Annotated in this window: 19 protein-coding genes; 13 read left to right on the top strand and 6 right to left on the bottom strand. The window is 62.0% G+C overall.

The genetic code is table 11. From position 1 onward, the window contains the following. The first annotated feature begins 124 nt into the window (after positions 1 to 124). On the top strand, positions 125 to 637 hold the full coding sequence (locus AB7933_RS30760; RefSeq protein WP_024077761.1) for a glycine cleavage system protein R: 513 nt from the start codon (positions 125 to 127) through the stop codon (positions 635 to 637). Positions 638 to 860: 223 nt separating this feature from the next. On the opposite strand, the gene rarD is transcribed toward AB7933_RS30760, so the two are convergent. The 5 genes from rarD to AB7933_RS30735 form a co-directional block, all read right to left on the bottom strand. Further along, positions 861 to 1,745, bottom strand: a complete 885-nt coding sequence (rarD, locus tag AB7933_RS30755) for an EamA family transporter RarD (RefSeq protein ID WP_024077760.1) — start codon at positions 1,743 to 1,745, stop codon at positions 861 to 863. A gap of 128 nt (positions 1,746 to 1,873) precedes the next feature. Next, positions 1,874 to 2,848: a serine/threonine protein kinase gene (locus AB7933_RS30750; protein WP_024077759.1), complete on the bottom strand. Its 975-nt coding sequence runs from the start codon at positions 2,846 to 2,848 to the stop codon at positions 1,874 to 1,876. 179 nt (positions 2,849 to 3,027) lie between these two features. Beyond that, positions 3,028 to 4,926, bottom strand: coding sequence for a PhoX family protein (locus tag AB7933_RS30745; RefSeq protein ID WP_024077758.1), 1,899 nt, complete (start codon positions 4,924 to 4,926; stop codon positions 3,028 to 3,030). 90 nt (positions 4,927 to 5,016) lie between these two features. Next, entirely contained in the window at positions 5,017 to 5,781 is a 765-nt protein-coding gene (locus AB7933_RS30740; protein WP_093235435.1) for a TOBE domain-containing protein, read from the bottom strand. Between the two features lie 57 nt (positions 5,782 to 5,838). After that, positions 5,839 to 6,576 carry a ComF family protein gene (locus AB7933_RS30735; RefSeq protein WP_024077756.1) on the bottom strand — a complete coding sequence of 246 codons (738 nt, stop codon included), beginning with the start codon at positions 6,574 to 6,576 and terminating at the stop codon, positions 5,839 to 5,841. A 92-nt stretch (positions 6,577 to 6,668) separates the two neighbouring features. Here AB7933_RS30735 and bioB point away from each other — a divergent pair, with 92 nt between their 5' ends. The 10 genes from bioB (at position 6,669) to AB7933_RS30685 (ending at position 19,116) form a co-directional block, all read left to right on the top strand. Next, positions 6,669 to 7,724 (top strand): biotin synthase BioB, encoded by a 1,056-nt coding sequence (gene bioB, locus AB7933_RS30730; RefSeq protein WP_024077755.1) that lies wholly within the window; start codon positions 6,669 to 6,671, stop codon positions 7,722 to 7,724. A gap of 145 nt (positions 7,725 to 7,869) precedes the next feature. Next, positions 7,870 to 9,051, top strand: coding sequence for an 8-amino-7-oxononanoate synthase (bioF, locus tag AB7933_RS30725; RefSeq protein ID WP_024077754.1), 1,182 nt, complete (start codon positions 7,870 to 7,872; stop codon positions 9,049 to 9,051). Further along, positions 9,044 to 9,775 (top strand): alpha/beta fold hydrolase, encoded by a 732-nt coding sequence (locus AB7933_RS30720; protein WP_024077753.1) that lies wholly within the window; start codon positions 9,044 to 9,046, stop codon positions 9,773 to 9,775. The genes bioF and AB7933_RS30720 overlap by 8 nt, the downstream gene beginning before the upstream one ends. Further along, positions 9,768 to 10,580, top strand: coding sequence for a malonyl-ACP O-methyltransferase BioC (bioC, locus tag AB7933_RS30715; RefSeq protein ID WP_024077752.1), 813 nt, complete (start codon positions 9,768 to 9,770; stop codon positions 10,578 to 10,580). The genes AB7933_RS30720 and bioC overlap by 8 nt, the downstream gene beginning before the upstream one ends. Beyond that, on the top strand, positions 10,577 to 11,257 hold the full coding sequence (gene bioD, locus AB7933_RS30710) for a dethiobiotin synthase (RefSeq protein ID WP_024077751.1): 681 nt from the start codon (positions 10,577 to 10,579) through the stop codon (positions 11,255 to 11,257). Before bioC ends, bioD begins: the two co-directional genes overlap by 4 nt. 104 nt (positions 11,258 to 11,361) lie before the next feature. Further along, a complete protein-coding gene (locus AB7933_RS30705; protein ID WP_024077750.1) occupies positions 11,362 to 11,643 on the top strand; it encodes a hypothetical protein in 282 nt (93 codons plus the stop codon). 414 nt (positions 11,644 to 12,057) lie between these two features. Beyond that, complete coding sequence (locus AB7933_RS30700) at positions 12,058 to 13,863, top strand: phenylacyl-CoA dehydrogenase (RefSeq protein ID WP_024077749.1); 1,806 nt, start codon at positions 12,058 to 12,060, stop codon at positions 13,861 to 13,863. A gap of 202 nt (positions 13,864 to 14,065) precedes the next feature. Further along, on the top strand, positions 14,066 to 15,355 hold the full coding sequence (locus AB7933_RS30695) for a GGDEF domain-containing protein (protein WP_041161035.1): 1,290 nt from the start codon (positions 14,066 to 14,068) through the stop codon (positions 15,353 to 15,355). Between the two features lie 90 nt (positions 15,356 to 15,445). After that, positions 15,446 to 17,215, top strand: coding sequence for an acyl-CoA dehydrogenase C-terminal domain-containing protein (locus tag AB7933_RS30690; RefSeq protein ID WP_024077747.1), 1,770 nt, complete (start codon positions 15,446 to 15,448; stop codon positions 17,213 to 17,215). 122 nt (positions 17,216 to 17,337) lie between these two features. Next, complete coding sequence (locus tag AB7933_RS30685) at positions 17,338 to 19,116, top strand: acyl-CoA dehydrogenase C-terminal domain-containing protein (RefSeq protein WP_024077746.1); 1,779 nt, start codon at positions 17,338 to 17,340, stop codon at positions 19,114 to 19,116. Positions 19,117 to 19,357: 241 nt separating this feature from the next. On the opposite strand, the gene AB7933_RS30680 is transcribed toward AB7933_RS30685, so the two are convergent. Beyond that, on the bottom strand, positions 19,358 to 20,257 hold the full coding sequence (locus AB7933_RS30680) for a LysR family transcriptional regulator (RefSeq protein WP_024077745.1): 900 nt from the start codon (positions 20,255 to 20,257) through the stop codon (positions 19,358 to 19,360). A 209-nt stretch (positions 20,258 to 20,466) separates the two neighbouring features. Between AB7933_RS30680 and AB7933_RS30675 the strand changes: the two genes are divergently transcribed. Together AB7933_RS30675 and AB7933_RS30670 are read left to right on the top strand one after the other, a co-directional pair. Continuing rightward, the gene (locus AB7933_RS30675; RefSeq protein WP_024077744.1) at positions 20,467 to 21,735 is read left to right on the top strand and encodes an aspartate aminotransferase family protein; all 1,269 of its coding nucleotides are present in this window, start codon (positions 20,467 to 20,469) and stop codon (positions 21,733 to 21,735) included. Between the two features lie 182 nt (positions 21,736 to 21,917). After that, entirely contained in the window at positions 21,918 to 22,076 is a 159-nt protein-coding gene (locus AB7933_RS30670) for a YqaE/Pmp3 family membrane protein (protein WP_024077743.1), read from the top strand. Positions 22,077 to 22,078 lie beyond the last annotated feature (2 nt).

Here is a 22,078-nt window from a genome sequence, read left to right as displayed (position 1 = left end):
GTAGGAGCGCGCTCGCTCGCGAACAACCTGAGGGTGCCGTTGGGTGTCAGTATTCCCGCGCTATCGTTAACGACCTTCGCGAGCAAGCTCGCTCCTACCGGTATCAGCACCAGAGGGCTTTGCCATGGACCATCTTGTACTCACTATTATCGCCGCCGACAAACCCGGCCTGGTCGAACGCGTCGCGCAGAACATCGCGGTCCACGGTGGCAACTGGCTCGAGAGTCGCATGGCTCACATGGCTGGCCAGTTTGCCGGGATTCTGCGAGTCAGCGTGCCGGCGGAGAACCGTCAGGCGTTGGTCGATGCGCTGGAGGATTTATCCACACACGGCATTCGCGTGCTGGTGGGGGAGGGCAGCACTGGCCAGGCTGTGGCGTCCAAATCGATTCTGATGACGCTGGTGGGCAATGACCGTTCGGGCATCGTGCGCGAGATCACGGCGCTGTTGAGCAAGCAGGGCGTGAACCTGGGGAGCCTGAGCACCGATGTGCGCCCAGCGCCCATGAGTGGCGACCCACTGTTTACCGCCGAGGCGCTGTTGCAGGTGCCGGCGACGTTATCCCTGGATGACTTGCAGCAATCCCTGGAAACCTTGGCAGACGACCTGATGGTGGAACTGCACAACGAGGAATAATCTGCCCACCAGGTTATGCATGGAAATCTTGCATGGGCCTGTGGATAACCTGTAGAGACTCGGCCCCAGGCCACGCCGGCCGGCCGTCTTCGTTATCTGAGCAAAAAACGAGCAGTTTCAACGGCTTGTGCACAAATGACGGGGACCAGGCTGTGGATAACCTTGGGGTGAATGCCTGCAAGCCACGCGGGCCGTGGCTTGCATAGGTTTGTACGTTATTTGATCAGCGTTTGCGCACGGTCAGCCAGGCGTCCACGCTATAGACCACCAGGCCGGCCCAGATAAAGGCGAAAGCGAGCAGGGTGCTGGGCGCCAGGTGTTCACCGAACAGCAGGACGGCTTCCAGCAGCACCAGGGTCGGCGCCACATACTGCAAAAAGCCCAGGGCGGTGTAGGGCAAATGCCGTGCGGCGGCGTTGAAGCACACCAGCGGGATCAGCGTCACCGGGCCCGCCGCTACCAGCCACCAGGCTTCGGACGTGCTCCAGAATGCCAGTTTCGCACTGTGGGCCGACGGATTGAACAGCAACCATGCCACGGCGATCGGCACCAGCATCCAGGTTTCCACCACCAGCCCCGGCAACGCCTTGACCGGCGCCTGCTTGCGGATCAGGCCGTAGAAACCAAAGGTCAGCGCCAGCACTAAAGATACCCACGGCAAGCTCCCCACCTGCCACACCTGTTGCGCCACACCCACCGCGGCCAGCCCCACGGCCACCCATTGCAGGCGACGCAGCCGCTCGCCGAGCAGCAGCATGCCCAGCAACACATTCACCAGTGGGTTGATGTAGTAGCCCAGGCTGGCTTCGAGCATGCGCCCGCTGTTCACCGACCAGACATAGGTCAGCCAGTTACCGGCGATCAACGAACCGCTGAGGGCCAGGATCGCCAGGCGCTTGGGGTTGTCGCGCAGTTCGCGGAACCAGCCGGGATGTTTCCAGGCCATCAACAGCAAGCTGCCAAACAGCGCCGACCACAGCACGCGGTGCACGATGATTTCGGCGGCGGGAACACTGGCGATGGCTTTGAAGTAGAGCGGGAACAGACCCCAGATGACGTAGGCACTCAGGCCCAGGATGTACCCCTTGCGGGGGTTGGCGGCGTGCATTGCAGAATCCTTGCTTAGGCAGCTAACAAAGCGCGATTGTAAGGATATTTGTCAACCAATGGGACTGGATTGGTAATGAGGTCTGCTTTGTGTGGGAGGGGGCAAGCCCCCTGCCACATTAAAAACAATCAGAAGAGTTTCAGCGGCTCTTCGTTGAGGGCTGAGAGCTGCTCACGCAATGCCAGCACCTGGTCACCCCAATACCGCTCGCTGCCAAACCACGGGAAGCTGTGGGGGAACGCCGGGTCGTCCCAGCGTCGTGCCAGCCAGGCGCTGTAGTGCATCAGGCGCAAGGCGCGCAACGGTTCGATCAGGGCCAGTTCGCGCGGGTCGAAGTCGTGGAACTCCTGATAGCCGTCCATCAACTCGGACAACTGGCCGAGGCATTCCTGGCGGTCGCCGGCGAGCATCATCCAAAGGTCCTGCACCGCCGGGCCCATGCGGCAGTCATCCAGGTCGACGATGTGGAACATTTCGTCGCGACACATCATGTTGCCGGGGTGGCAATCGCCGTGCATGCGGATGTTCTTGTGCGGCGTGGCCTTGTACACCTCTTCCACACGCTTGAGCAGGTCGCGGGCGACGGACTCGTAGGCCGGCAGCAGGCTTTTGGGAATGAAATTGCCTTCGAGCAGGGTCGTGAGGGAGTCGTGACCGAAGTTCTTCACCCCGAGGGCTTCGCGGTGTTCGAAGGGGCGGGTGGCGCCGACGGCGTGCAAGCGCCCGAGCAACTGCCCGAGGCGGTACAACTGGTCGAGGTTGCCCGGCTCCGGCGCGCGGCCGCCACGGCGAGGAAACAGGGTGAAGCGGAAACCGGCGTGTTCGAACAGGCTCTTGCCGTTATGGATCATCGGCGCGACCACCGGCACATCGCACTCGGCGAGCTCGAAGGTAAAGCTGTGTTCTTCGAGGATGGCTTCGTTGGTCCAGCGCTGCGGACGATAGAACTTGGCGATCAGCGGCTCGGAGTCTTCGATGCCCACCTGATAGACGCGGTTTTCGTAGCTGTTGAGCGCCAATACGCGAGCGTCGCTGAGAAAACCGATGCTTTCGACGGCGTCGAGAACCAGGTCGGGAGTGAGTGTTTCAAACGGATGGGCCATACGAACTCCTGCGCGCAGCAGGTCGCCGCGTCCGGCCGGGTATGGTAACGCACCGGGCTTGAGATAGGGGGTGACTGTGCGATTGCTATCGGGGGCAAGCCCCCTCCCACATTCGTCCGCGTTCCTACAGGTTAAACGCGGTCAACTGTGGGAGGGGGCTTGCCCCCGATAGCGGCGTGTCAGGCGCCGACAACCCCGCCGTCTTCCCGCCGAATCGCCATCACCGACGATCGCGGCTTGCCATTGGGCAGGTGCTCCGGCCAAGTCGAACCGCCGGTTTCACCTGGATGCTGAATCCCCACAAACAGGGTCTTCTGATCCGGCGAAAAGCTGATCCCCGTCACTTCACAGGCCACCGGCCCCACCATGAAGCGGCGAATTTCTCCGGTGCTCGGGTCGGCGCAGAGCATCTGGTTGTTGCCCATGCCGGCGAAGTCGCCGCCGTTGCTGTAGTCGCCGTCGGTGAGAATCCACAGGCGCCCGGCCTTGTCGAAACCCAGGCCATCGGGACTGTTGAACATGTTTTGCGGGTTGATATTGGACGAGCCGCCTTTGGGTGTGCCGGCGTGTACGCCTGGGTTGCCGGCGACCACAAACAGGTCCCAGGTAAAGTCCGGGGCACCGTGGTCATCGGCGTTGGCCTTCCAACGCAGGATCTGGCCGTAGACGTTTTTCTCGCGCGGGTTAGGGCCGCCCACTGGCTGGCCGTCTTCGCCCCGCTTGGCGTTGTTGGTCAGGGTGCAATAAACCTGGCCGTCAGTGGGGCTGACCACGATCCATTCCGGGCGGTCCATGCGCGTGGCTTTCACCACGCTGGCGGCCAGGCGTGCGTGGATCAGCACTTCGGCCTGGCTGGCAAAACCGGTGCTGGCGTCGATGCCGTTTTTGCCATGGGTCAGCTCGACCCATTGCCCTTTACCCTTGGGATGATCGGCGTTGCCGTCGCCCGCATCGAAGATGGCCACGTACAAGGTGCCGTGGTCGAGCAGGTCTTTGTTGGCCTTGGGGTTCTTGTGGTTGATCTTGTCGCGGCTGACGAACTTGTAGATAAATTCGCCGCGTTCGTCGTCGCCCATGTACACCACCGCGCGGCCGTCGCGGGTTTGCGCCAGTGCGGCGTTCTCGTGCTTGAAACGGCCGAGGGCGGTGCGTTTGGCCGGGGTGGATTGCGGGTCGAACGGGTCGATTTCCACGACCCAGCCGTGGCGGTTGAGTTCATTGGGGTTCTTGGCCATGTCGAAGCGCGGGTCGTGCAAGTGCCAGTTGATCTCTTTGCTGGCGGCCACCACGCCATAGCGTTTCTGCCCGGCATCGAACGCTTGCTGGGGGTTGCTGCTGCCAAAGCAGTCGGTGAAGTTTTCTTCGCACGTCAGGTAAGTGCCCCATGGGGTCTTGCCGTTGGCGCAGTTCTGGAAAGTGCCGAGGACTTTTTTGCCGGACTTGTCGGCGCTGGTTTTCAACCATTCGTGGCCAGCGGCGGGGCCGCTCAGGCGGATCGGCGAATTGCCGTGGATACGCCGGTTGTAACGCGAGTCCTGGACGAACTGCCAGGTGTCGCCCTGGCGCCGCACTTCGATCACTGACACACCTTCGCTGGCCTGGGCCTTGTGCACGTCTTCGGCCGATTGCGGCGCGCCGCCGTGGGCGAAGAGGTAGCGGTAGTTGGTGTATTCATTGTTGATCGCCAACAGCGCGCGGTTGTCATCGCCGGGGAAGGCGAACAGGCTCATGCCGTCGTTGTTGTCACCGAACTGCTGCTCCTGGGCCTTGGCCGTGCCGTTGCCGGACGGGTCGAAGGCCGGTGCGTTCTTGTGCAGCGGCTGGCCCCAGCTGATCAGCACCGAGGCGGTATAGCCGGGTGGCAGGCTGATGGCGTCGCTGGTGGCGGCGGCGATGCTGGCAAAGCCCAACAACGGGCTGGCGGAGGCGGCGTTGACGGCGAGTGCGCTGCGGGTCAGCAGGTTGCCGCCGAGGAACATCGCGGCACCGCACAGGGCTCCGGCGCCGATAAAGCGACGGCGGGTCAGGCCAACCATCTGTTCGAGGTCGGTGGCTTGGTTTTCTTCTAATAGGCTCATGTCAGGCTCCCTGCGGTTTTTGCAGACACCATAAGGAGCGGGCGTGACGAAATTGTTGCAGTTTGAAGGTGGGCGCAGCAGGACGCGCGCCTAGACCGGCGTCCCCAGCAGTACATTGCTCGGTGCGAATTGCACTTGGACGGTTTTGCCTACGGCAGTGCCCAGCGCCTTAAGGGCGTCAGGCTGCGCCAGGGCGCATAAAACCTGGCCGCTGGGCAGGGCGATGCGCACTTCGCTGGGGCCGTCCTCGGCGGCGAGAATCGCGTCGACGGTACCGCTCATATAATTGTGTCCGGGTGTTGCTGGCGCCCCGGCGGCGAGCAATTCGAGCCAGCCGGCCTTGATCAGCGCGACCACTTCCACGCCGTTCTCCAGCTCCAGTCGTTGCGTGCTGTCGTGAGTGATCTGCGCATGCAAACTCAGGCCGCCGGCCAGTTGCAGGTGGACCAGGTCATTACGGCCATGGCTGTCGATGCCGATGACCTGGCCATGCAATTGGTTGCGGGCGCTGGTGCGCAGCATCAAGCGGCCCAGCAGGTTGAAATCGCTGGCGGCTTCGGCCGACCCCAAGACCTCGGCCTGCAACACTTGCAGGCGTTGGTAGAGGCGCAGTACACGCTCACCTTCGGCTGTCAGCTTGGCGCCGCCGCCGCCCTTGCCGCCGACACTGCGTTCCACCAGCGGCTTTTGCGCCAGGTTGTTTAGTTCATCGATCGCGTCCCAGGCGGCCTTGTAACTCAGGCCGGCGCTTTTGGCGGCGCGGGTGATGGAGCCCTGCTCGGCAATGTGGCCCAGCAAGGCGATGCGCTGGGGGCGGCGGATCATGTGTTGGCTGAGGGAAGTGGGCAGGGACATGGGAATACGCTTCGATGAGATGCAGGGACGTTGCCGCCCTGGCGCCCGGGAGTCAAGTCAGGCGCCCGGTTTGGGCGTGCGGGCCAGGCAGTACACATCGACCTGCCGCGCGCCGGCCTCCATCAACAGTTGCGCCAGGCTGTGGGCGGTGGCGCCGGTGGTGAGCACATCGTCCACCAGCGCCAGGTGACGGCCCTGCACCTGGGCGCCGGGTGCCAGGGCAAAGGCGCTGAGCAGGTTGCGCCTGCGAGCCTTGGCGTCGAGGGTTTGTTGCGCCACGGTTTCATGGGGACGTAACAACAGGTGCTCATCGTATTCGAGGTCCAGCTCGGCGCTGAGCCAGCGAGCCAGCATCAGTGCCTGGTTATAGCCACGTTCGCGCAGGCGCTTGCGGGCCAGGGGCACGGGCAGCAGGCAGTCCGGGCGGCTGAGGTCGGCCTGCTCGAAGCGATGTTGCAGGTAGCGCGCAAGCAAACGCCCCAGCAGATGCCCGAGCGGCCAGCGAGCCTGGTGCTTGAAGCGGCTGATGAGGGTGTCGACCGGGAAACTGTAGGACCAGGGGGCGACCACCTGTTTAAAGGCCGGCGGGTATTTTTGGCATTGGCCGCAGACCAGACCCTCCATCGGCAAGGGCAGGGCGCACACTTCGCACTGTTCCATCAGCCACGGCAGCTCGGTTTCGCAGACGTTGCACACGCAATCGACGCTTTCGGTCGCCTCATCGCAGATTAAACAGGTTTGTGTGTTTTTTAACCAGATGTAAACCTGGCGTTTGTGTCTCGGTTGACAGTGCATGATTCTTCCTTAAATATGCCGAGCATCCGTGTCGTGCCTGTGGGTATTGCCCTTCCCACAGCGAAAGCCCAAGCATAATCAAGGAATCGCCCATGAGCGCCAGCACCACTGCAACCCTGCGTCACGATTGGTCCTTAGCCGAAGTCAAAGCCCTGTTCGTGCAGCCGTTCAATGACCTGTTGTTCCAGGCGCAGACCGTGCACCGCGCGCATTTCGATGCCAACCGTGTGCAGGTGTCGACGTTGCTGTCGATCAAGACCGGTGCCTGCCCGGAAGATTGCAAATATTGTCCGCAGTCGGGCCACTACAACACGGGCCTCGAAAAAGAAAAGCTGCTGGAAGTGCAGAAGGTCCTCGAAGAGGCTGCCCGCGCCAAAGCCATCGGCTCGACGCGCTTCTGCATGGGCGCTGCATGGAAACACCCGTCGGCCAAAGACATGCCCTACGTGCTGGAGATGGTCAAGGGCGTGAAGGCCATGGGCCTGGAAACCTGCATGACCCTCGGCCGCCTCGACCAGGACCAGACCCAAGCGCTGGCCCAGGCCGGCCTGGACTACTACAACCACAACCTCGACACCTCGCCGGAGTTCTACGGCTCGATCATCACCACCCGCACCTACGCCGAGCGCCTGCAAACCCTGGCCTACGTGCGGGACTCGGGAATGAAGATCTGCTCCGGCGGCATCCTCGGCATGGGCGAGTCCCTCGACGACCGCGCCAACCTGCTGATCCAGCTGGCCAACCTGCCCGAGCACCCGGAGTCGGTGCCGATCAACATGCTGGTAAAAGTCGCCGGCACGCCGTTGGAAAACGCCGAGGACATCGACCCGTTCGATTTCATCCGCATGCTGGCGGTAGCGCGCATCCTGATGCCGCAATCCCATGTGCGTCTTTCGGCCGGCCGTGAAGCGATGAATGAGCAGATGCAGGCCCTGGCCTTCTTTGCCGGCGCCAACTCGATTTTCTACGGCGACAAGCTGCTGACCACCGCCAACCCGCAGGCTGACAAGGACATGCAACTGTTCGCGCGCCTGGGCATCCAGCCTGAAGCCCGCGAAGAGCATGCCGATGAAGTGCATCAGGCGGCGATTGAACAGGCGCTGGTGGAGCAAAAGAGCAGCGAGCAGTTCTATAACGCCGTTGTTTGATTGAAATACAGAACAACGGTGGGAGGGGGCTTGCCCCCGATTGCGGCGTGTCAGTCGACCTAGGTTTCAACTGACGAATTGCTATCGGGGGCGAGCCCCCTCCCACCTGTTCTGATCGAGTTGAACCTGCCAGTCCGAGGCCTGCATGTCTTTTGATCTCTCCGCGCGCCTCGCTGCCCGCCGTGCCGAACACCTTTACCGGCAACGCCCGCTGCTCCAGAGCCCTCAAGGCCCGGAAGTGGTGGTCGACGGCCAACCCCTCCTGGCGTTCTGCAATAACGATTACCTGGGCCTTGCCAATCACCCGCAGGTGATCGAGGCCTGGCGCGCCGGGGCGTCCCGTTGGGGCGTGGGCGGCGGCGCTTCGCACTTGGTGGTGGGCCATGCCACGCCGCACCATGAGCTGGAAGAAGCCCTGGCCGACCTCACCGGTCGCCCGCGGGCATTGCTGTTTACCACCGGCTACATGGCCAACCTCGGTGCAGTCACCGCGCTGGTGGGGCAGGGCGATACCGTGCTGGAAGACCGCCTCAACCATGCTTCGTTGCTGGACGCTGGCCTGCTGTCCGGCGCGCGCTTCAATCGCTACCTGCACAACGACGCCGCCAGCCTGGCCAAGCGCCTGGAGAAAGCCAGCGGCAACACCCTGGTGGTCACCGACGGCGTGTTCAGCATGGATGGCGACCTGGCCGACCTGCCAGCGCTGGCCCGTGAAGCGCGAGCCAAGGGCGCCTGGTTGATGGTGGATGACGCCCATGGCTTTGGCCCGTTGGGTGCCAACGGTGGCGGGATCGTCGAGCATTTCGGCTTGAGCCAGGACGACGTGCCGGTGCTGGTCGGTACCCTGGGCAAAGCGTTCGGCACCGCCGGGGCGTTTGTGGCGGGCAGCGAGGAGCTGATCGAAAGCCTGATCCAGTTTGCCCGGCCGTATATCTACACCACCAGCCAGCCACCGGCGCTGGCTTGCGCCACCCTCAAAAGCCTGGAATTGCTGCGCACCGAGCATTGGCGACGCGAGCACCTTAATCGCCTGATCCGCCAGTTCCGCCAGGGCGCCGAGCAGCTCGGGCTGGACTTGATGGACAGCTTTACACCGATCCAGCCGATCCTGATCGGCGACAGTGCCAAGGCCGTGCGCCTGTCGCAGATGCTGCGCGAGCGTGGCCTGATGGTCACCGCGATCCGCCCACCCACCGTGCCTGCCGGCAGCGCGCGGTTGCGTGTGACATTGACGGCCGCCCACAGCGAGGCGCAGGTGCAGCTATTGTTAAATGCGTTGGAGGCGTGTTTCCGCTTGCTGGGTGCCACGGAGCCCGACCATGCGTGATCGACTGATTCTGTTGCCCGGCTGGGGCCTCGGCGTGTCCCCTCTGGAGCCGTTGGCCGCCGCCCTGCGTGGGCTGGACGAACACTTGCAGGTGCAGATCGAGCCGTTGCCGGCGTTGGATTCCTGCGACCTGGAGGAGTGGCTCGACGAACTCGACGCCACGCTGCCGGACAACGCCTGGCTGGGCGGTTGGTCGCTGGGCGGTATGCTCGCTTCCGAGCTGGCTGCAAGGCGTGGCGAGCGCTGTTGCGGCCTGCTGACCCTGGCGAGCAACCCGTGTTTCGTCGCCCACGATGGCTGGCCGAATGCGATGCCCGGCGAGACCTTCGATGCTTTTTTGGCGGGCTGCCACGCCGATTCCCAAGTCACGCTCAAGCGTTTTGGCCTGTTGTGCGCCAAGGGTGCCGAGGACCCACGCGGGCTTTCGCGATTACTGGTCAGCGGTGCGCCGAATTCACCCGCCAGCGTGTTGATGCCAGGCCTTGAGTTGCTGGCCCAACTCGATACCCGCGCCGCCCTGCAAGCGTTTCGCGGCCCCCAGTTGCACCTGTTTGCCGGCCTGGACGGGCTGGTGCCGGCCGAAGCCGCCAGTGATCTGCTGGCGTTGCTCCCCGATGTGGAAATCGGCCTGATTGAACAGGCCGGTCACGCTTTTCTTCTGGAAGACCCCCACGGCGTGGCGGGGGCTATCCAGGCTTTTTTGCATGAGTGCGTTGATGACTGATTTATCCCATCCTCCCCTGCCAGGCGCCTTGCCGGACAAGCGTCAGGTAGCGGCCTCGTTTTCCCGTGCGGCGGCCAGTTACGACAGTGTCGCCGAGTTGCAGCGGGCGGTGGGGCATGAACTGCTGGCCCGCTTACCGTCTGCCGGGGCGCCGCAACGCTGGCTGGATATGGGCTGTGGCACGGGGTATTTCAGCCGGGTGCTGGGCGGCATGTGGCCCGCCAGCCACGGCGTGGCGCTGGATATTGCCGAAGGCATGCTCAACCATGCACGGCCTCTGGGGGGCGCCGAGCATTTCATCGCCGGCGATGCCGAGCGCCTGCCATTGCGGGATGGCGGTTGCGGGCTGATCTTCTCCAGCCTGGCGGTGCAATGGTGTGCGGACTTCGCGGCGGTGCTCAACGAGGCGTATCGAGTGCTGCAGCCCGGTGGCGTGCTGGCGTTCGCAAGCTTGTGCGTGGGCACCCTGGATGAGTTGCGCGAAAGCTGGCGGGCAGCGGATGGCCTGGTGCACGTCAATCGCTTCCGGACCTTCGAGGCTTACCAGCAGTTGTGCGCGGCCAGTGGCTTGCGTGTGATCAGCCTGGAGCGTCAACCCCATGTGCTGCACTACCCGGATGTGCGCAGCCTGACCCATGAATTGAAGGCGCTGGGGGCGCACAATCTCAACCCTGGGCGACCGGGAGGGTTGACGGGGCGTGCGCGGATTGTTGCACTGGTGAACGCTTATGAGCGGTTCCGTCGGGCCCAGGGCCTGCCGGCGACTTACCAAGTGGTGTACGCCGTACTGGAGAAACCTTTATGAGCGCCGCTTATTTCATCACTGGTACCGACACCGATGTCGGCAAGACCACCGTCGCTGCCGGCCTGCTGCGCGCGGCGCGCCAGGCTGGCAAAAGCACCGCCGCCGGCAAACCGGTTGCTTCCGGTTGCCAGGTCACGCCCAAGGGCTTGCGCAACGCTGACGCCCTGGCGCTGCTTGCTGAGTGTTCATTACCGCTGACGTATGCCGAGGTCAACCCGGTGGCGTTCGAACCGGCCATTGCCCCCCATTTGGCCGCGCGAGAGGCGGGTGTGGCGCTGACGGTGCAGTCGCTGCTCAAACCCATGCAGCAGGTCCTGGCACGGCAAGCAGATTTCACCTTGATCGAAGGCGCGGGCGGCTGGCGCGTGCCATTGGCTGATCAGGACAACCTGTCGGACCTGGCCATGGCGCTCAAGTTACCGGTGATCCTGGTGGTGGGCGTGCGCCTGGGGTGCATCAGCCATGCGTTGTTGACTGCCGAAGCTATCGCAAGGGACGGTTTGCCCCTGGCGGGCTGGGTGGCGAATATCATCGACCCCAAGACCTCTCGTCTGGAAGAAAACCTCGCCACCCTGGCCGAGCGCTTGCCCGCTCCTTGCCTGGGCCGGGTGCCGAAACTCAAGCACGCCAGTGCTGAGGCGGTGGCCGAGCACCTGCAACTGGACCTGCTTGACTGATTTTGGCTATCGATAAGGCATTATGCCATTAGCGTTTTTGACGGGCCTTTTGACAGGATCTCTGCTTCAATTCAACTTCACGATTCTCTTAGCAGGGCCACGCCATGGAAATCTCTGGCAGCAGTGCGTTTTATTCGGGCTTGAGCACCATTCAGGCCGGGCAAAGCCGTGTCGACCAGGCCGCCGGCAAGATTGCCAGCGCCGCGACAACCCAGCCCTCGGATGCGCAGGTAGACCTTCTACGTGCCAACGCCCGCGCCCAGCCGTCCAATTCGGCGAGCAACATGGTGGAAATGGCGCAAGGCAAGTTTCAAGTGGAGCTCGGCGCGAAAGTCGCCAAGGCTTCGGACGAAATGCTCGGCACGTTGATCGATACCTTCGCTTAATCCCTGACCCCCTCTAAGCGCGGGCCCTCGTGGCGAGCGGGCTTGTTGTGGCGAGCGGGCTTGCCCCGCGTTGGGCTGCGAAGCGGCCCCAATAAATCTGAATGCGGTGTATCAGGTATTACCTGGGTGGTTGGTTTTGGGGCTGCTGCGCAGCCCAACGCGGGGCAAGCCCGCTCGCCACAACAAGCCCCGCATTGCCACATGCCTTCCCTCTGAATTTTCTGCATATCCTTCTGATGTGGCATCCCGCCGCAGGCGTGGCCGTGTCTGCCCATAACCTGCATCAGGACAAACGGTGTCGGGTGGACGCTTGACAACCCCAGGTCGTAAACGTATGTTTCAAACACCTGTTTGACCGCCATAACAAATCCACGCGGTTGTTCATTCCAGATACATCAGCAGAGGTTTATCGCTATGCCTGACTACAAGGCCCCCTTGCGTGATATTCGCTTCGTTCGTGACGAACTGCTTGGTTATGAAGCGCACTATCAGAGCCTGCCGGCTTGCCAGGACGCTACCCCGGACATGGTTGACGCCATTCTCGAAGAAGGCGCCAAGTTCTGTGAGCAAGTGCTGGCACCGTTGAACCGCGTGGGTGACATCGAAGGGTGCACCTGGAGCGAGTCAGGCGTTAAGACCCCTGCTGGTTTCAAAGAAGCCTACAAACAGTTCGTCGAAGGCGGCTGGCCAAGCCTGGCCCACGACGTGGCGCATGGTGGCCAAGGCCTGCCGGAATCCCTGGGCCTGGCTGTCAGCGAAATGGTCGGTGAAGCCAACTGGTCGTGGGGCATGTACCCCGGCCTGTCCCATGGTGCGATGAACACCATTTCCGAGCACGGCACCCCCGAGCAACAGGACGCCTACCTGACCAAACTGGTATCGGGCGAATGGACCGGCACCATGTGCCTGACCGAGCCTCACTGTGGTACCGACCTGGGCATGCTGCGTACCAAGGCCGAACCTCAGGCCGACGGTTCCTACAAAGTCTCCGGCACCAAGATCTTCATCTCGGCCGGTGAGCACGACATGGCCGATAACATCGTCCACATCGTACTGGCCCGCCTGCCGGATGCACCGGCGGGCACCAAAGGCATCTCGCTGTTTATTGTGCCCAAGTTCCTGCCCAACGCCGATGGCTCGATCGGTGCACGCAACGCCGTGACCTGTGGTTCCCTGGAACACAAGATGGGCATCCACGGTAACGCCACCTGCGTGATGAACTTCGACGCGGCCACCGGTTTCCTGATCGGCCCGGCGAACAAAGGCCTGAACTGCATGTTCACCTTTATGAACACCGCTCGCCTGGGCACCGCGCTGCAAGGCCTGGCCCACGCCGAGATCGGTTTCCAGGGCGGCCTGAAATACGCTCGTGATCGCCTGCAAATGCGTTCCCTGACAGGCCCGAAAGCGCCGGACAAGGCGGCCGACCCCATCATCGTGCACCCTGACGTGCGCCGCATGCTGCTGACCATGAAAGCCTTCGCTGAAGGCAACCGTGCGATGGTGTACTTCACCGCCAAGCAAGTGGACATCGTCAAGTACGGCACCGACGACGAAGCCAAGAAACAGGCCGATGGCCTGCTGGCGTTCATGACCCCGATCGCCAAGGCGTTCATGACCGAAGTCGGTTTTGAATCGGCTAACCACGGTGTGCAAATCTACGGCGGCCACGGCTTTATCGCCGAGTGGGGCATGGAGCAGAACGTTCGCGACAGCCGCATTTCGATGCTGTACGAAGGCACTACCGGTATCCAGGCGCTGGACCTGCTCGGCCGTAAAGTGCTGATGACCCAGGGCGAAGCACTTAAAGGCTTCACCAAGATCGTCCACAAGTTCTGCCAGGCCAACGAAGGCAACGAAGCCGTCAAGGAATTCGTAACGCCACTGGCTGCGCTGAACAAAGAGTGGGGCGAGTTGACCATGAAGGTCGGCATGGCGGCGATGAAAGACCGTGAAGAGGTCGGTGCTGCTTCGGTGGACTACCTGATGTACTCCGGTTACGCGTGCCTGGCGTACTTCTGGGCCGACATGGCCCGCCTGGCCGCCGAGAAACTGGCTGCCGGTACCAGCGAGGCAGCGTTCTACACCGCCAAGCTGCAGACCGCGCGCTTCTACTTCCAACGCATCCTGCCGCGCACCCGCACCCACGTAGCCACCATGCTGTCGGGCGCCAACAACCTGATGGACATGAAAGAAGAGGACTTCGGCCTGGCTTACTAAGCCTTACCGGGTTCACTTCAGGGCCGCCGCTTCCTTCGGGAGCGGCGGTTTTTTTTCGACGATAAAAAACGCAGCGTTGCGCTCAGGGATTGCGTCGAGCTGCCGTTACAGTGATGGCAATGTGATACATGTCGGGCAGGTTGTGCTTAACTGTTCGCGTGAAGGCACTGTGCCATCTTTTTTGCGGGTCGGAGTTTTACCCTTGTCACGCGTGTCCGCAGTACGTTTCAGTCATTTCTTTCCTTCGTTGCTGCTATTGCTGGCCGGGCTCTCGGCTGCGTACGTCAAGGACCTCAACGTCTTCTTCACTTCGCTGTTCAACGTGTTGCCGACCCTGGTGCTGTTGCTCGGCGGATCGTATTGCGCGGTCTATCGGCGCCAGCGTGAACTGTTCCTGATGATCACGGTGTACATCGTCTACTTCCTGCTCGACACCCAGACCGATTTCTACCGAGACAATGGCCGGGTTCGCGAAGACGCGGCGGTGGTGTTCCACCTGTGTTGCCTGCTGTTGCCCGTGTTGTTCAGCGTCTATGCCCTGTGGCAAGAAAAGACCCACCTGTTCCGCGACTTTGTCGCACGTGGCGCTGTGTTGCTGGCGGTAGGCAGCGTGGCCCTGGCTCTTGAGCAAAGTTATCCCCAGGCGCTGCTCAACTGGTTGGCCGAAATTCGCTGGCCGGCGTTGCATGGCACCTGGATGAGCCTGATCCAGCTGTCGTACCCGATGTTCCTGATTGGTTTCCTGACCCTGGCGGCGCAGTACTGGTACCAGCCGCGGCCGCTGCATGCGGCGCAGATGGTCGGGCTGCTGGGGATGTTCTGGATGCTGCCGCAGACATTTATCCTGCCGTTTACCCTGAACATCATGTGCAGCCAAGTGATGCTGATGATCGCTGCCGGTGTCGCCCACGAGGCCTATCAAATGGCCTTCCGTGACGAGCTGACCGGCCTGCCGGGGCGTCGTGCCCTCAACGAGCGCATGCAGCGGCTGGGGCGCAACTATGTGCTGGCCATGAGCGACGTCGACCACTTCAAGCGTTTCAACGACACCCATGGCCACGATGTGGGGGACCAAGTGCTGCGCCTGGTGGCGAGCAAACTGTCCAAGGTCAATGGGGGTGGGCGTGCCTACCGTTACGGCGGTGAAGAGTTCGCCGTGGTATTTGCCGGCAAGACCCTGGACGAGTGCATGCCGCACCTGGAGGAAATTCGCGAGATCATCGCCGACTACGACATCAAGTTGCGCCACTCAGACCGGCCCCAGGACGATCAGCAGGGCCGTCAACGCCGGGCGGGGAGTGGCGCCTCAAGTGTCTCGGTGACCGTCAGCATCGGCGTGGCCGAGCGCCAGGCTGAGCAGCGCACGCCCGAAGAGGTGCTCAAGTCCGCCGACCAGGCGCTCTACGCCGCCAAGGGCGCCGGGCGTAATTGCGTGGTCGCGGCCGGGCAAACCCGCCGCGGCGCTGTGCGCATGGAGAGCGCTGCCGGTTGAGTGATGGTGGTGTATTCAGCGGCTCTACAGTGATTGTCCGGGGCGCTGGCCGGCAGTAGGTTGAAATCATCTGCTGCCGGAGACATTGCCATGCCTGAGTACAAAGCTCCCCTGCGCGACATGCGCTTTCTGATCGACCACGTGTTCGACTTCCACGGCCACTACGCCGCGCTGGGCGCGACGGACGCCAGCCCGGACATGGTCAGTGCGATCCTCGAAGAAGGTGCGAAATTTTGCGAGAACGTGCTGGCACCGCTCAATCGCAGTGGCGATGAAGAAGGCTGCCATTTCGATAATGGCGTGGTGACCACGCCCAAAGGTTTCAAGGAAGCCTTCGCCCAGTACGTGGAAGGTGGCTGGCACGGCGTGGCGGCAGACCCCGCCTACGGAGGCCAAGGCTTGCCGCAATCCCTGGGCCTGGTGCTGAGCGAAATGATCGGCTCCAGTAACACCTCCTGGGGTATGTACCCGGGGCTGACCCACGGCGCGATGTCGGCGATCCACGCCCATGGCACCGAGGAACAGAAAGCCACCTACCTGAGCAAACTCACCGCCGGCCAATGGACCGGCACCATGTGCCTGACCGAAGCCCACTGCGGTACCGACCTGGGCCTGATCAAGACCCGTGCCGTGCCCCAGGCGGATGGCAGCTACGCCGTCACCGGCAGCAAGATTTTCATCTCGGCCGGTGAACACGACATGAGCGCCAATATCATCCACCTGGTGCTGGCCAAGCTGCCGGATGCGCCAGCGGGCACCAAGGGCATCTCCCTCTTTATCGTGCCCAAGTTTCATGCCGATTCCGGTGAACGCAACGCCGTGCATTGCGGCTCCATCGAGCACAAGATGGGCATCAAGGGCTCGGCCACCTGCGTGCTGAACTTTGACGGCGCCCGGGGCTTTTTGATTGGCGAGGCGAACAAGGGCCTCAACTGCATGTTCACCATGATGAACCATGCACGCCTGGGGACCGGCATGCAGGGCCTGTGTAACGGCGAGGCGAGCTTCCAGGGCGCGATCAAGTACGCCAACGACCGCCTGCAAATGCGCTCGCTTACCGGCGCCAAGGCGCCGGAAAAAGCCGCCGACCCGATCATCGTGCACCCCGATGTACGCCGTATGTTGCTGACCATGAAAGCGTTCAACGAGGGCAACCGGGCGCTGACCTATTTCACCGCGCAACTGCTCGACACCGCGCACCTGAGCCGCGACGCCGGCCAGCGCCAGGAGGCTGAAGACCTGCTGGCGTTCCTGACGCCGATCTGCAAAGCCTTTATGACCGATACCGGGCTGGAGGTGACCAACCACGGCATGCAGGTATTCGGCGGCCATGGCTACATTCGTGAGTGGGGCATGGAGCAACTGGCACGCGATGCGCGGATTGCGCCGATCTATGAAGGCACCAACGGCATCCAGGCCCTCGACCTGCTGGGGCGCAAGGTGTTGGGCAGCCAGGGCAAGCTGCTGCGCGGCTTTACCAGGATTGTGCATAAGTTTTGCGCGGTGAATGCCGAGCATGCGCAGCTCAAAGGCTATGTGCTGCAGCTCAATCAACTGAACCAGGAATGGGGCGAGCTGACCACCCAGGTCGGGATGGCCGCGATGAAAAACCCTGACGAAGTGGGCGCCGCTGCGGTGGATTACCTGATGTACAGCGGTTACGTCATCCTTGCCTACCTGTGGCTGCGTATGGCGATTGCAGCGCTGGAACAGGGCGACAGCGACTTCGCCACAGCCAAGCTGGCCACCTGCGACTTCTATTTCAAGCGCTTGCTGCCACGTACTGCGACCCATCGGGCGGCCGTGGAAGCCGGCAGTGACTGCCTGATGAGTCTGTCTGCGGAGGCATTTGCGTTGTGATGACTTAAGAATACCAATCAGTCACAAGTGGACCCTATGTGTCTGAAAAGTTGTTCGGGTACACTCGGAGCCTGTAAAACCGATCCTATCGAATCACTTTTCACGTTCTCACGAGGTTTGCCATGGCTGATTACAAAGCGCCGCTGCGTGATATGCGCTTCGTCCTCAACGAAGTTTTTGAGGTCGCCAAAACTTGGGCCCAATTGCCGGCATTGGCAGACACCGTAGATGCCGAAACCGTTGAGGCGATCCTTGAAGAGGCCGGCAAAGTCACCGCCAAATCCATCGCCCCGCTCAGCCGTGGTGGCGATGAACAGGGTTGCCACTGGGCGGACACGGTCGTCACCACGCCGGAGGGTTTCCCCCAGGCGTACAAAACCTACGCGGAAGGTGGCTGGGTCGGTGTCGGCGGTGACCCGATCTTCGGTGGCATGGGCATGCCCAAGGCCGTGTCGGCCCAGGTCGAAGAGATGATCAACTCGTCGAGCCTGGCGTTCGGCCTGTACCCGATGTTGACCTCGGGCGCCTGTGTATCGATCAACACCCATGCCAGCGAGGCGCTCAAGGCGACCTACCTGCCGAATATGTACTCCGGCAAGTGGGCCGGTTCCATGTGCCTGACCGAGGCCCATGCCGGCACCGACCTGGGCATTATCCGGACCAAGGCCGAGCCTCAATCGGATGGGTCCTACAAAGTCAGCGGCACCAAGATCTTTATCACCGGTGGTGAACACGACCTGACGGAAAACATCATCCACCTGGTGCTGGCCAAGTTGCCGGATGCGCCGGCCGGTCCCAAGGGCATTTCGTTGTTCCTGGTGCCGAAGTTCATGGTGAACGCCGACGGCAGCCTGGGCGCGCGTAACCCGGTGAGCTGCGGTTCCATTGAACACAAGATGGGTATCCAGGCGTCGGCGACCTGCGTGATGAACTTCGACGAAGCGGTCGGCTACCTGGTGGGCGAGCCTAACCGTGGGTTGGCAGCGATGTTCACCATGATGAACTACGAGCGCCTGGGGGTGGGTATCCAGGGCCTGGCGTCCGGCGAGCGCTCGTACCAGAACGCGATCGAATATGCGCGTGACCGCTTGCAGAGCCGTTCGCCCCTGGGGGCGCAGGCCAAGGACAAGGTGGCTGATCCGATCATCGTGCACCCCGACGTGCGCCGTATGCTGCTGACCATGAAAGCCTCGAACGAAGGCGGCCGTGCGTTCTCCACTTACGTGGCGACGCAGTTGGACATCGCCAAGTTCAGTGAAGACGCTGCCACCCGCGAGCGTGCCGACAACCTGGTGGCGTTGTTGACCCCCGTCGCCAAGGCGTTCCTCACCGACCTGGGCCTGGAAACCGCCGTGCTCGGCCAGCAAGTGTTTGGCGGCCACGGCTACATTCGTGAATGGGGCCAGGAGCAACTGGTGCGCGATGTGCGTATCACCCAGATCTACGAAGGCACCAACGGTATTCAGGCGTTGGACTTGATGGGGCGCAAGATCGTCGGCAGCGGCGGTGCGTTCTACACCTTGTTCGCCGATGAGATTCGCCAGTTCACCGCCACCGCAGGCCCTGAGTTGGCCGAGTTCACCAAGCCGCTGAACGCGGCGGTGGATAACCTGGACGACCTGACCGCCTGGGTGCTGGACCGCGCCAAGACCAACCCGAATGAAATCGGCGCGGCCTCGGTGGAATACCTGCATGCATTTGGATACATGGCCTATGCCTATATGTGGGCATTGATGGCCAAGGCCGCGTTGGGCAAAGAGGCGCAGGAAGACTTCTACGCCAGCAAGCTGGGCACTGCACGGTTCTACTTTGCCCGTCTGTTGCCGCGGATTCACTCACTGAGTGCGTCTGTAAAAGCCGGTAGCGAATCGCTGTTTTTGCTGGATGAAGCGTTGTTCTAAGGGGGTTGAGGGCGTGTAAGCATTCTCTTACATGACGTGCCGCTATTCGTCCTCTATCGCCAAATTGGATCCACGGATAATCTACTTCACATGGACGTCGCGCAGGAAGCGCAAAGCAACAACACGGACACGTAGGATTCTGCCAGGATGGCGGAGTGAAATGGATGTCAGGGAAACAGTCTGCAAAGCCCCGCTTCGGCGGGGTTTTCTTTTGCCCGCGAAAAAGTCAGGGGCGCTGAGTTCAGGGCTGGGCCAGCGGGGCATTCATCACGTCTTCAAGCAAGGTGCGCAGCAACGCCATCGTGGCCTGCTGACGCTGCACATCGCGGCACACCAGGCCCACTTTCAGCGGCACCCTGGGTTCACTCAAGGGCTTCCACAGCAGCGACTGGCTGTTGTGTTCATCCTGGGAACGGCCCGGCAAGACGGTCGCCAGTTTGGTATGGGGCAGGCTGTCGAGAATCCCCACCATGGTATTGAGCTCCGCTTGCACTTGCGGGCGCCGCCCGAGGTTAGCCAACTGGCCCTGCCAGATCTGTCGAACCTGAAACTCTTCTCCCAGCAGCAACATCGGTAATTCGGCCGCCTGTTTCAGCGAGACCTTCTTGAATTCGCGCAGGGGGTGATCCTCGGGGATCACCACTTTCAGTTCATCTTCATACAACAGCACACCGTGCAGGCCCGGCTGGCGTGGCGGCAGGTAACTGATGCCGATGTCCAGCGAGCCGTTGAGCAGCCGCCGTTCAATCTCAATCCCGGTCAATTCGTAGATCTGCACCACCAGGTGGGGTTGGGCCTTGCGCACCCGCTCCAGCATCTGCGGCACCAGGCTGGTGTGCACGGTTTGCAGTACGCCGATGGCCAAGGTGCGCAGTGCCTGGCCCTTGAAGTTGCGCAAGGCTTCGACGGCTTGCTGCATACCGTCGATCAACGGCAGGGCGTGGTTGTACAAGGTATGGGCGGCGAGTGTCGGTAACAGGCGCTTGCTGCTGCGCTCGAACAGGCTGACATCCAGGTTCTGCTCCAGTTGGCGAATCTGCTGTGACAGCGCCGGTTGGGAGATCGACAGGCGTTCAGCGGCACGGCCCACGTGGCCTTCTTCATATACCGCGACGAAATAACGCAGTTGCTTGAAATCCATAAGTCTTTCTTATCGAAAAAGCTGGAAAATCGAAATGGCCGTTAGCCGCCGAGACGCCTAGTCTAGCGCCTATCCACAAGGCTTACAGGGCCAGATCGGGCAATGAATAGCGTTTATGTTGATGGTATTTGCATAGGCAAGGCAAAAAACCTCTCGTGGGGTTTTGCCGGTGGGACCGACCAAGGCGTGGTTGCCATGGGAGGTAAAGTGTGAACCTGTTCAATTTGCGTCGCCCCGCGGCGAGCCTGGATGACCTGATCCTGGACGCGCCCCATGAAGATCTCCCCGGCGAATGCCTGATGCCAACCGTGGCACGCCCCCCACAAGTCTTTGTACGTGGCCAGGCATCCTGGCTGTGGGACAGCGATGACCGTGCCTACCTGGATTTCAGCCAGGGCAGTGCCGCCAATAGCCTCGGCCACAGCCCACAGGTCCTGATCAAGGCCCTGGCTGATCAGACCCAATCCCTGATCAACCCCGGCAATGCCCTGCACAATCGCGCTCAACTCACTCTGGTCGAGCGCTTGTGTCATCGCACCGGCAGCGACCAGGCGTACCTGCTCAACAGTGGCGCGGAAGCCTGCGAAGCGGCGATCAAGCTGGCGCGCAAATGGGGGCAATTGTATCGCGGTGGCGCGTATCGAATCATCAGTGCCAGCAACGGTTGTCATGGTCGCAGCTTTGCGGCGATGTCGGCCTCGGCGAGCACCCAGGAAAACCGCTTTGAGCCGCAGTTGCCGGGTTTCAGCCATGTGCCGTTCAACGACCTGCCGGCCTTGCACGCCGCGGTCGATGCACACACCGTCGCCATCATGCTGGAGCCGATCCAGAGTGAAGCCGGGGTCATCCCGGCGACCGATCACTACCTTAAAGGCGTTGAGCGCCTGTGTCGTGAGCTGGGGATTCTGCTGATCCTCGACGAAGTGCAAACCGGCGTCGGCCGTTGCGGCACCTTGCTCGCGCAAGAGCAATACGGCGTGCGGGCCGACATCGTTACCCTCGGCAAAGGCCTGGGCGGCGGCGTACCGTTGGCGGCGCTGTTGGCGCGGGGCAAAGCCTGTTGCTTTGAAGTGGGGGAGCTGGAAGGCACCCATCATGGCAACGCGCTGATGGCGTCGGCCGGTGTCGCGGTCCTCGATACTGTGTTGGAGAACGGCTTCTTTGAACATGTGCGCGAGTCGGGTGCTTACCTGGGTGAAGGCCTGGCCCGCCTGGCTTATCGCTACGATCACGGCGAACTGCGCGGTCACGGCCTGATGTGGGGGCTGACGCTGTCGGATGACTCTGCGGACGCCGTAGTAAAAGCTGCACTTCATGAAGGCTTGATCCTGACCGCCCCGCAGCCCGACTGCCTGCGCTTCACGCCGGCGCTGACCGTGAGCAAGAGCAATATCGACGAAATGCTCCTGCGCCTGGCCCGCGCTTTCTCCCGCGTGCGCACCGCGCAGTTGCAATGCCGCAAGGGCATCGCCGTTTAACCCCTTATTCCTGAACCGTCTCGCGGTCTACGCGTCGCCTCCAGCCTGATTTTTTCGGCTGGGGGCGTTTTTTTGACTGTGCACCTCGGTATGGCCCGGTGCCAGATCCCACTGAACCCTCACGAACCCCCAAGGTCGATTAGCTACACGGCTCACACGAGCCGACTTTTTGGAGCTGACCCATGGATTTCATTCGTATCATTATCGCCATTCTGCTGCCGCCACTGGGTGTGTTCCTGCAAGTGGGGTTTGCCGGCGCGTTCTGGCTGAACATCCTGCTGACCTTGTGCGGTTACTTCCCGGGCATCATCCACGCCGTGTACATCATCGCCAAGCGCTGAGG

Source organism: Pseudomonas gorinensis, assembly GCF_042015035.1.
In the GTDB taxonomy this organism is placed as follows: Bacteria; Pseudomonadota; Gammaproteobacteria; order Pseudomonadales; family Pseudomonadaceae; genus Aquipseudomonas; species Aquipseudomonas gorinensis.
Note: the sequence above shows the minus strand (reverse complement) of the source record. Positions and strands in the feature narration are given on the sequence as shown.

What these genes read in the sequence shown, in the direction of transcription:
- AB7933_RS30745 (WP_024077758.1), bottom strand. Translation starts at nt 4,926, where the DNA reads ATGAGCCTATTAGAAGAAAACCAAGCCACCGACCTCGAACAGATGGTT.
- AB7933_RS30705 (WP_024077750.1), top strand. Translation starts at nt 11,362, where the DNA reads ATGGAAATCTCTGGCAGCAGTGCGTTTTATTCGGGCTTGAGCACCATT.
- AB7933_RS30670 (WP_024077743.1), top strand. Translation starts at nt 21,918, where the DNA reads ATGGATTTCATTCGTATCATTATCGCCATTCTGCTGCCGCCACTGGGT.
- rarD (WP_024077760.1), bottom strand. Translation starts at nt 1,745, where the DNA reads ATGCACGCCGCCAACCCCCGCAAGGGGTACATCCTGGGCCTGAGTGCC.
- AB7933_RS30735 (WP_024077756.1), bottom strand. Translation starts at nt 6,576, where the DNA reads ATGCACTGTCAACCGAGACACAAACGCCAGGTTTACATCTGGTTAAAA.
- AB7933_RS30700 (WP_024077749.1), top strand. Translation starts at nt 12,058, where the DNA reads ATGCCTGACTACAAGGCCCCCTTGCGTGATATTCGCTTCGTTCGTGAC.
- bioF (WP_024077754.1), top strand. Translation starts at nt 7,870, where the DNA reads ATGTCTTTTGATCTCTCCGCGCGCCTCGCTGCCCGCCGTGCCGAACAC.
- AB7933_RS30680 (WP_024077745.1), bottom strand. Translation starts at nt 20,257, where the DNA reads ATGGATTTCAAGCAACTGCGTTATTTCGTCGCGGTATATGAAGAAGGC.
- bioC (WP_024077752.1), top strand. Translation starts at nt 9,768, where the DNA reads ATGACTGATTTATCCCATCCTCCCCTGCCAGGCGCCTTGCCGGACAAG.
- AB7933_RS30750 (WP_024077759.1), bottom strand. Translation starts at nt 2,848, where the DNA reads ATGGCCCATCCGTTTGAAACACTCACTCCCGACCTGGTTCTCGACGCC.
- bioD (WP_024077751.1), top strand. Translation starts at nt 10,577, where the DNA reads ATGAGCGCCGCTTATTTCATCACTGGTACCGACACCGATGTCGGCAAG.
- AB7933_RS30760 (WP_024077761.1), top strand. Translation starts at nt 125, where the DNA reads ATGGACCATCTTGTACTCACTATTATCGCCGCCGACAAACCCGGCCTG.
- AB7933_RS30740 (WP_093235435.1), bottom strand. Translation starts at nt 5,781, where the DNA reads ATGTCCCTGCCCACTTCCCTCAGCCAACACATGATCCGCCGCCCCCAG.
- AB7933_RS30720 (WP_024077753.1), top strand. Translation starts at nt 9,044, where the DNA reads ATGCGTGATCGACTGATTCTGTTGCCCGGCTGGGGCCTCGGCGTGTCC.
- AB7933_RS30685 (WP_024077746.1), top strand. Translation starts at nt 17,338, where the DNA reads ATGGCTGATTACAAAGCGCCGCTGCGTGATATGCGCTTCGTCCTCAAC.
- AB7933_RS30690 (WP_024077747.1), top strand. Translation starts at nt 15,446, where the DNA reads ATGCCTGAGTACAAAGCTCCCCTGCGCGACATGCGCTTTCTGATCGAC.
- bioB (WP_024077755.1), top strand. Translation starts at nt 6,669, where the DNA reads ATGAGCGCCAGCACCACTGCAACCCTGCGTCACGATTGGTCCTTAGCC.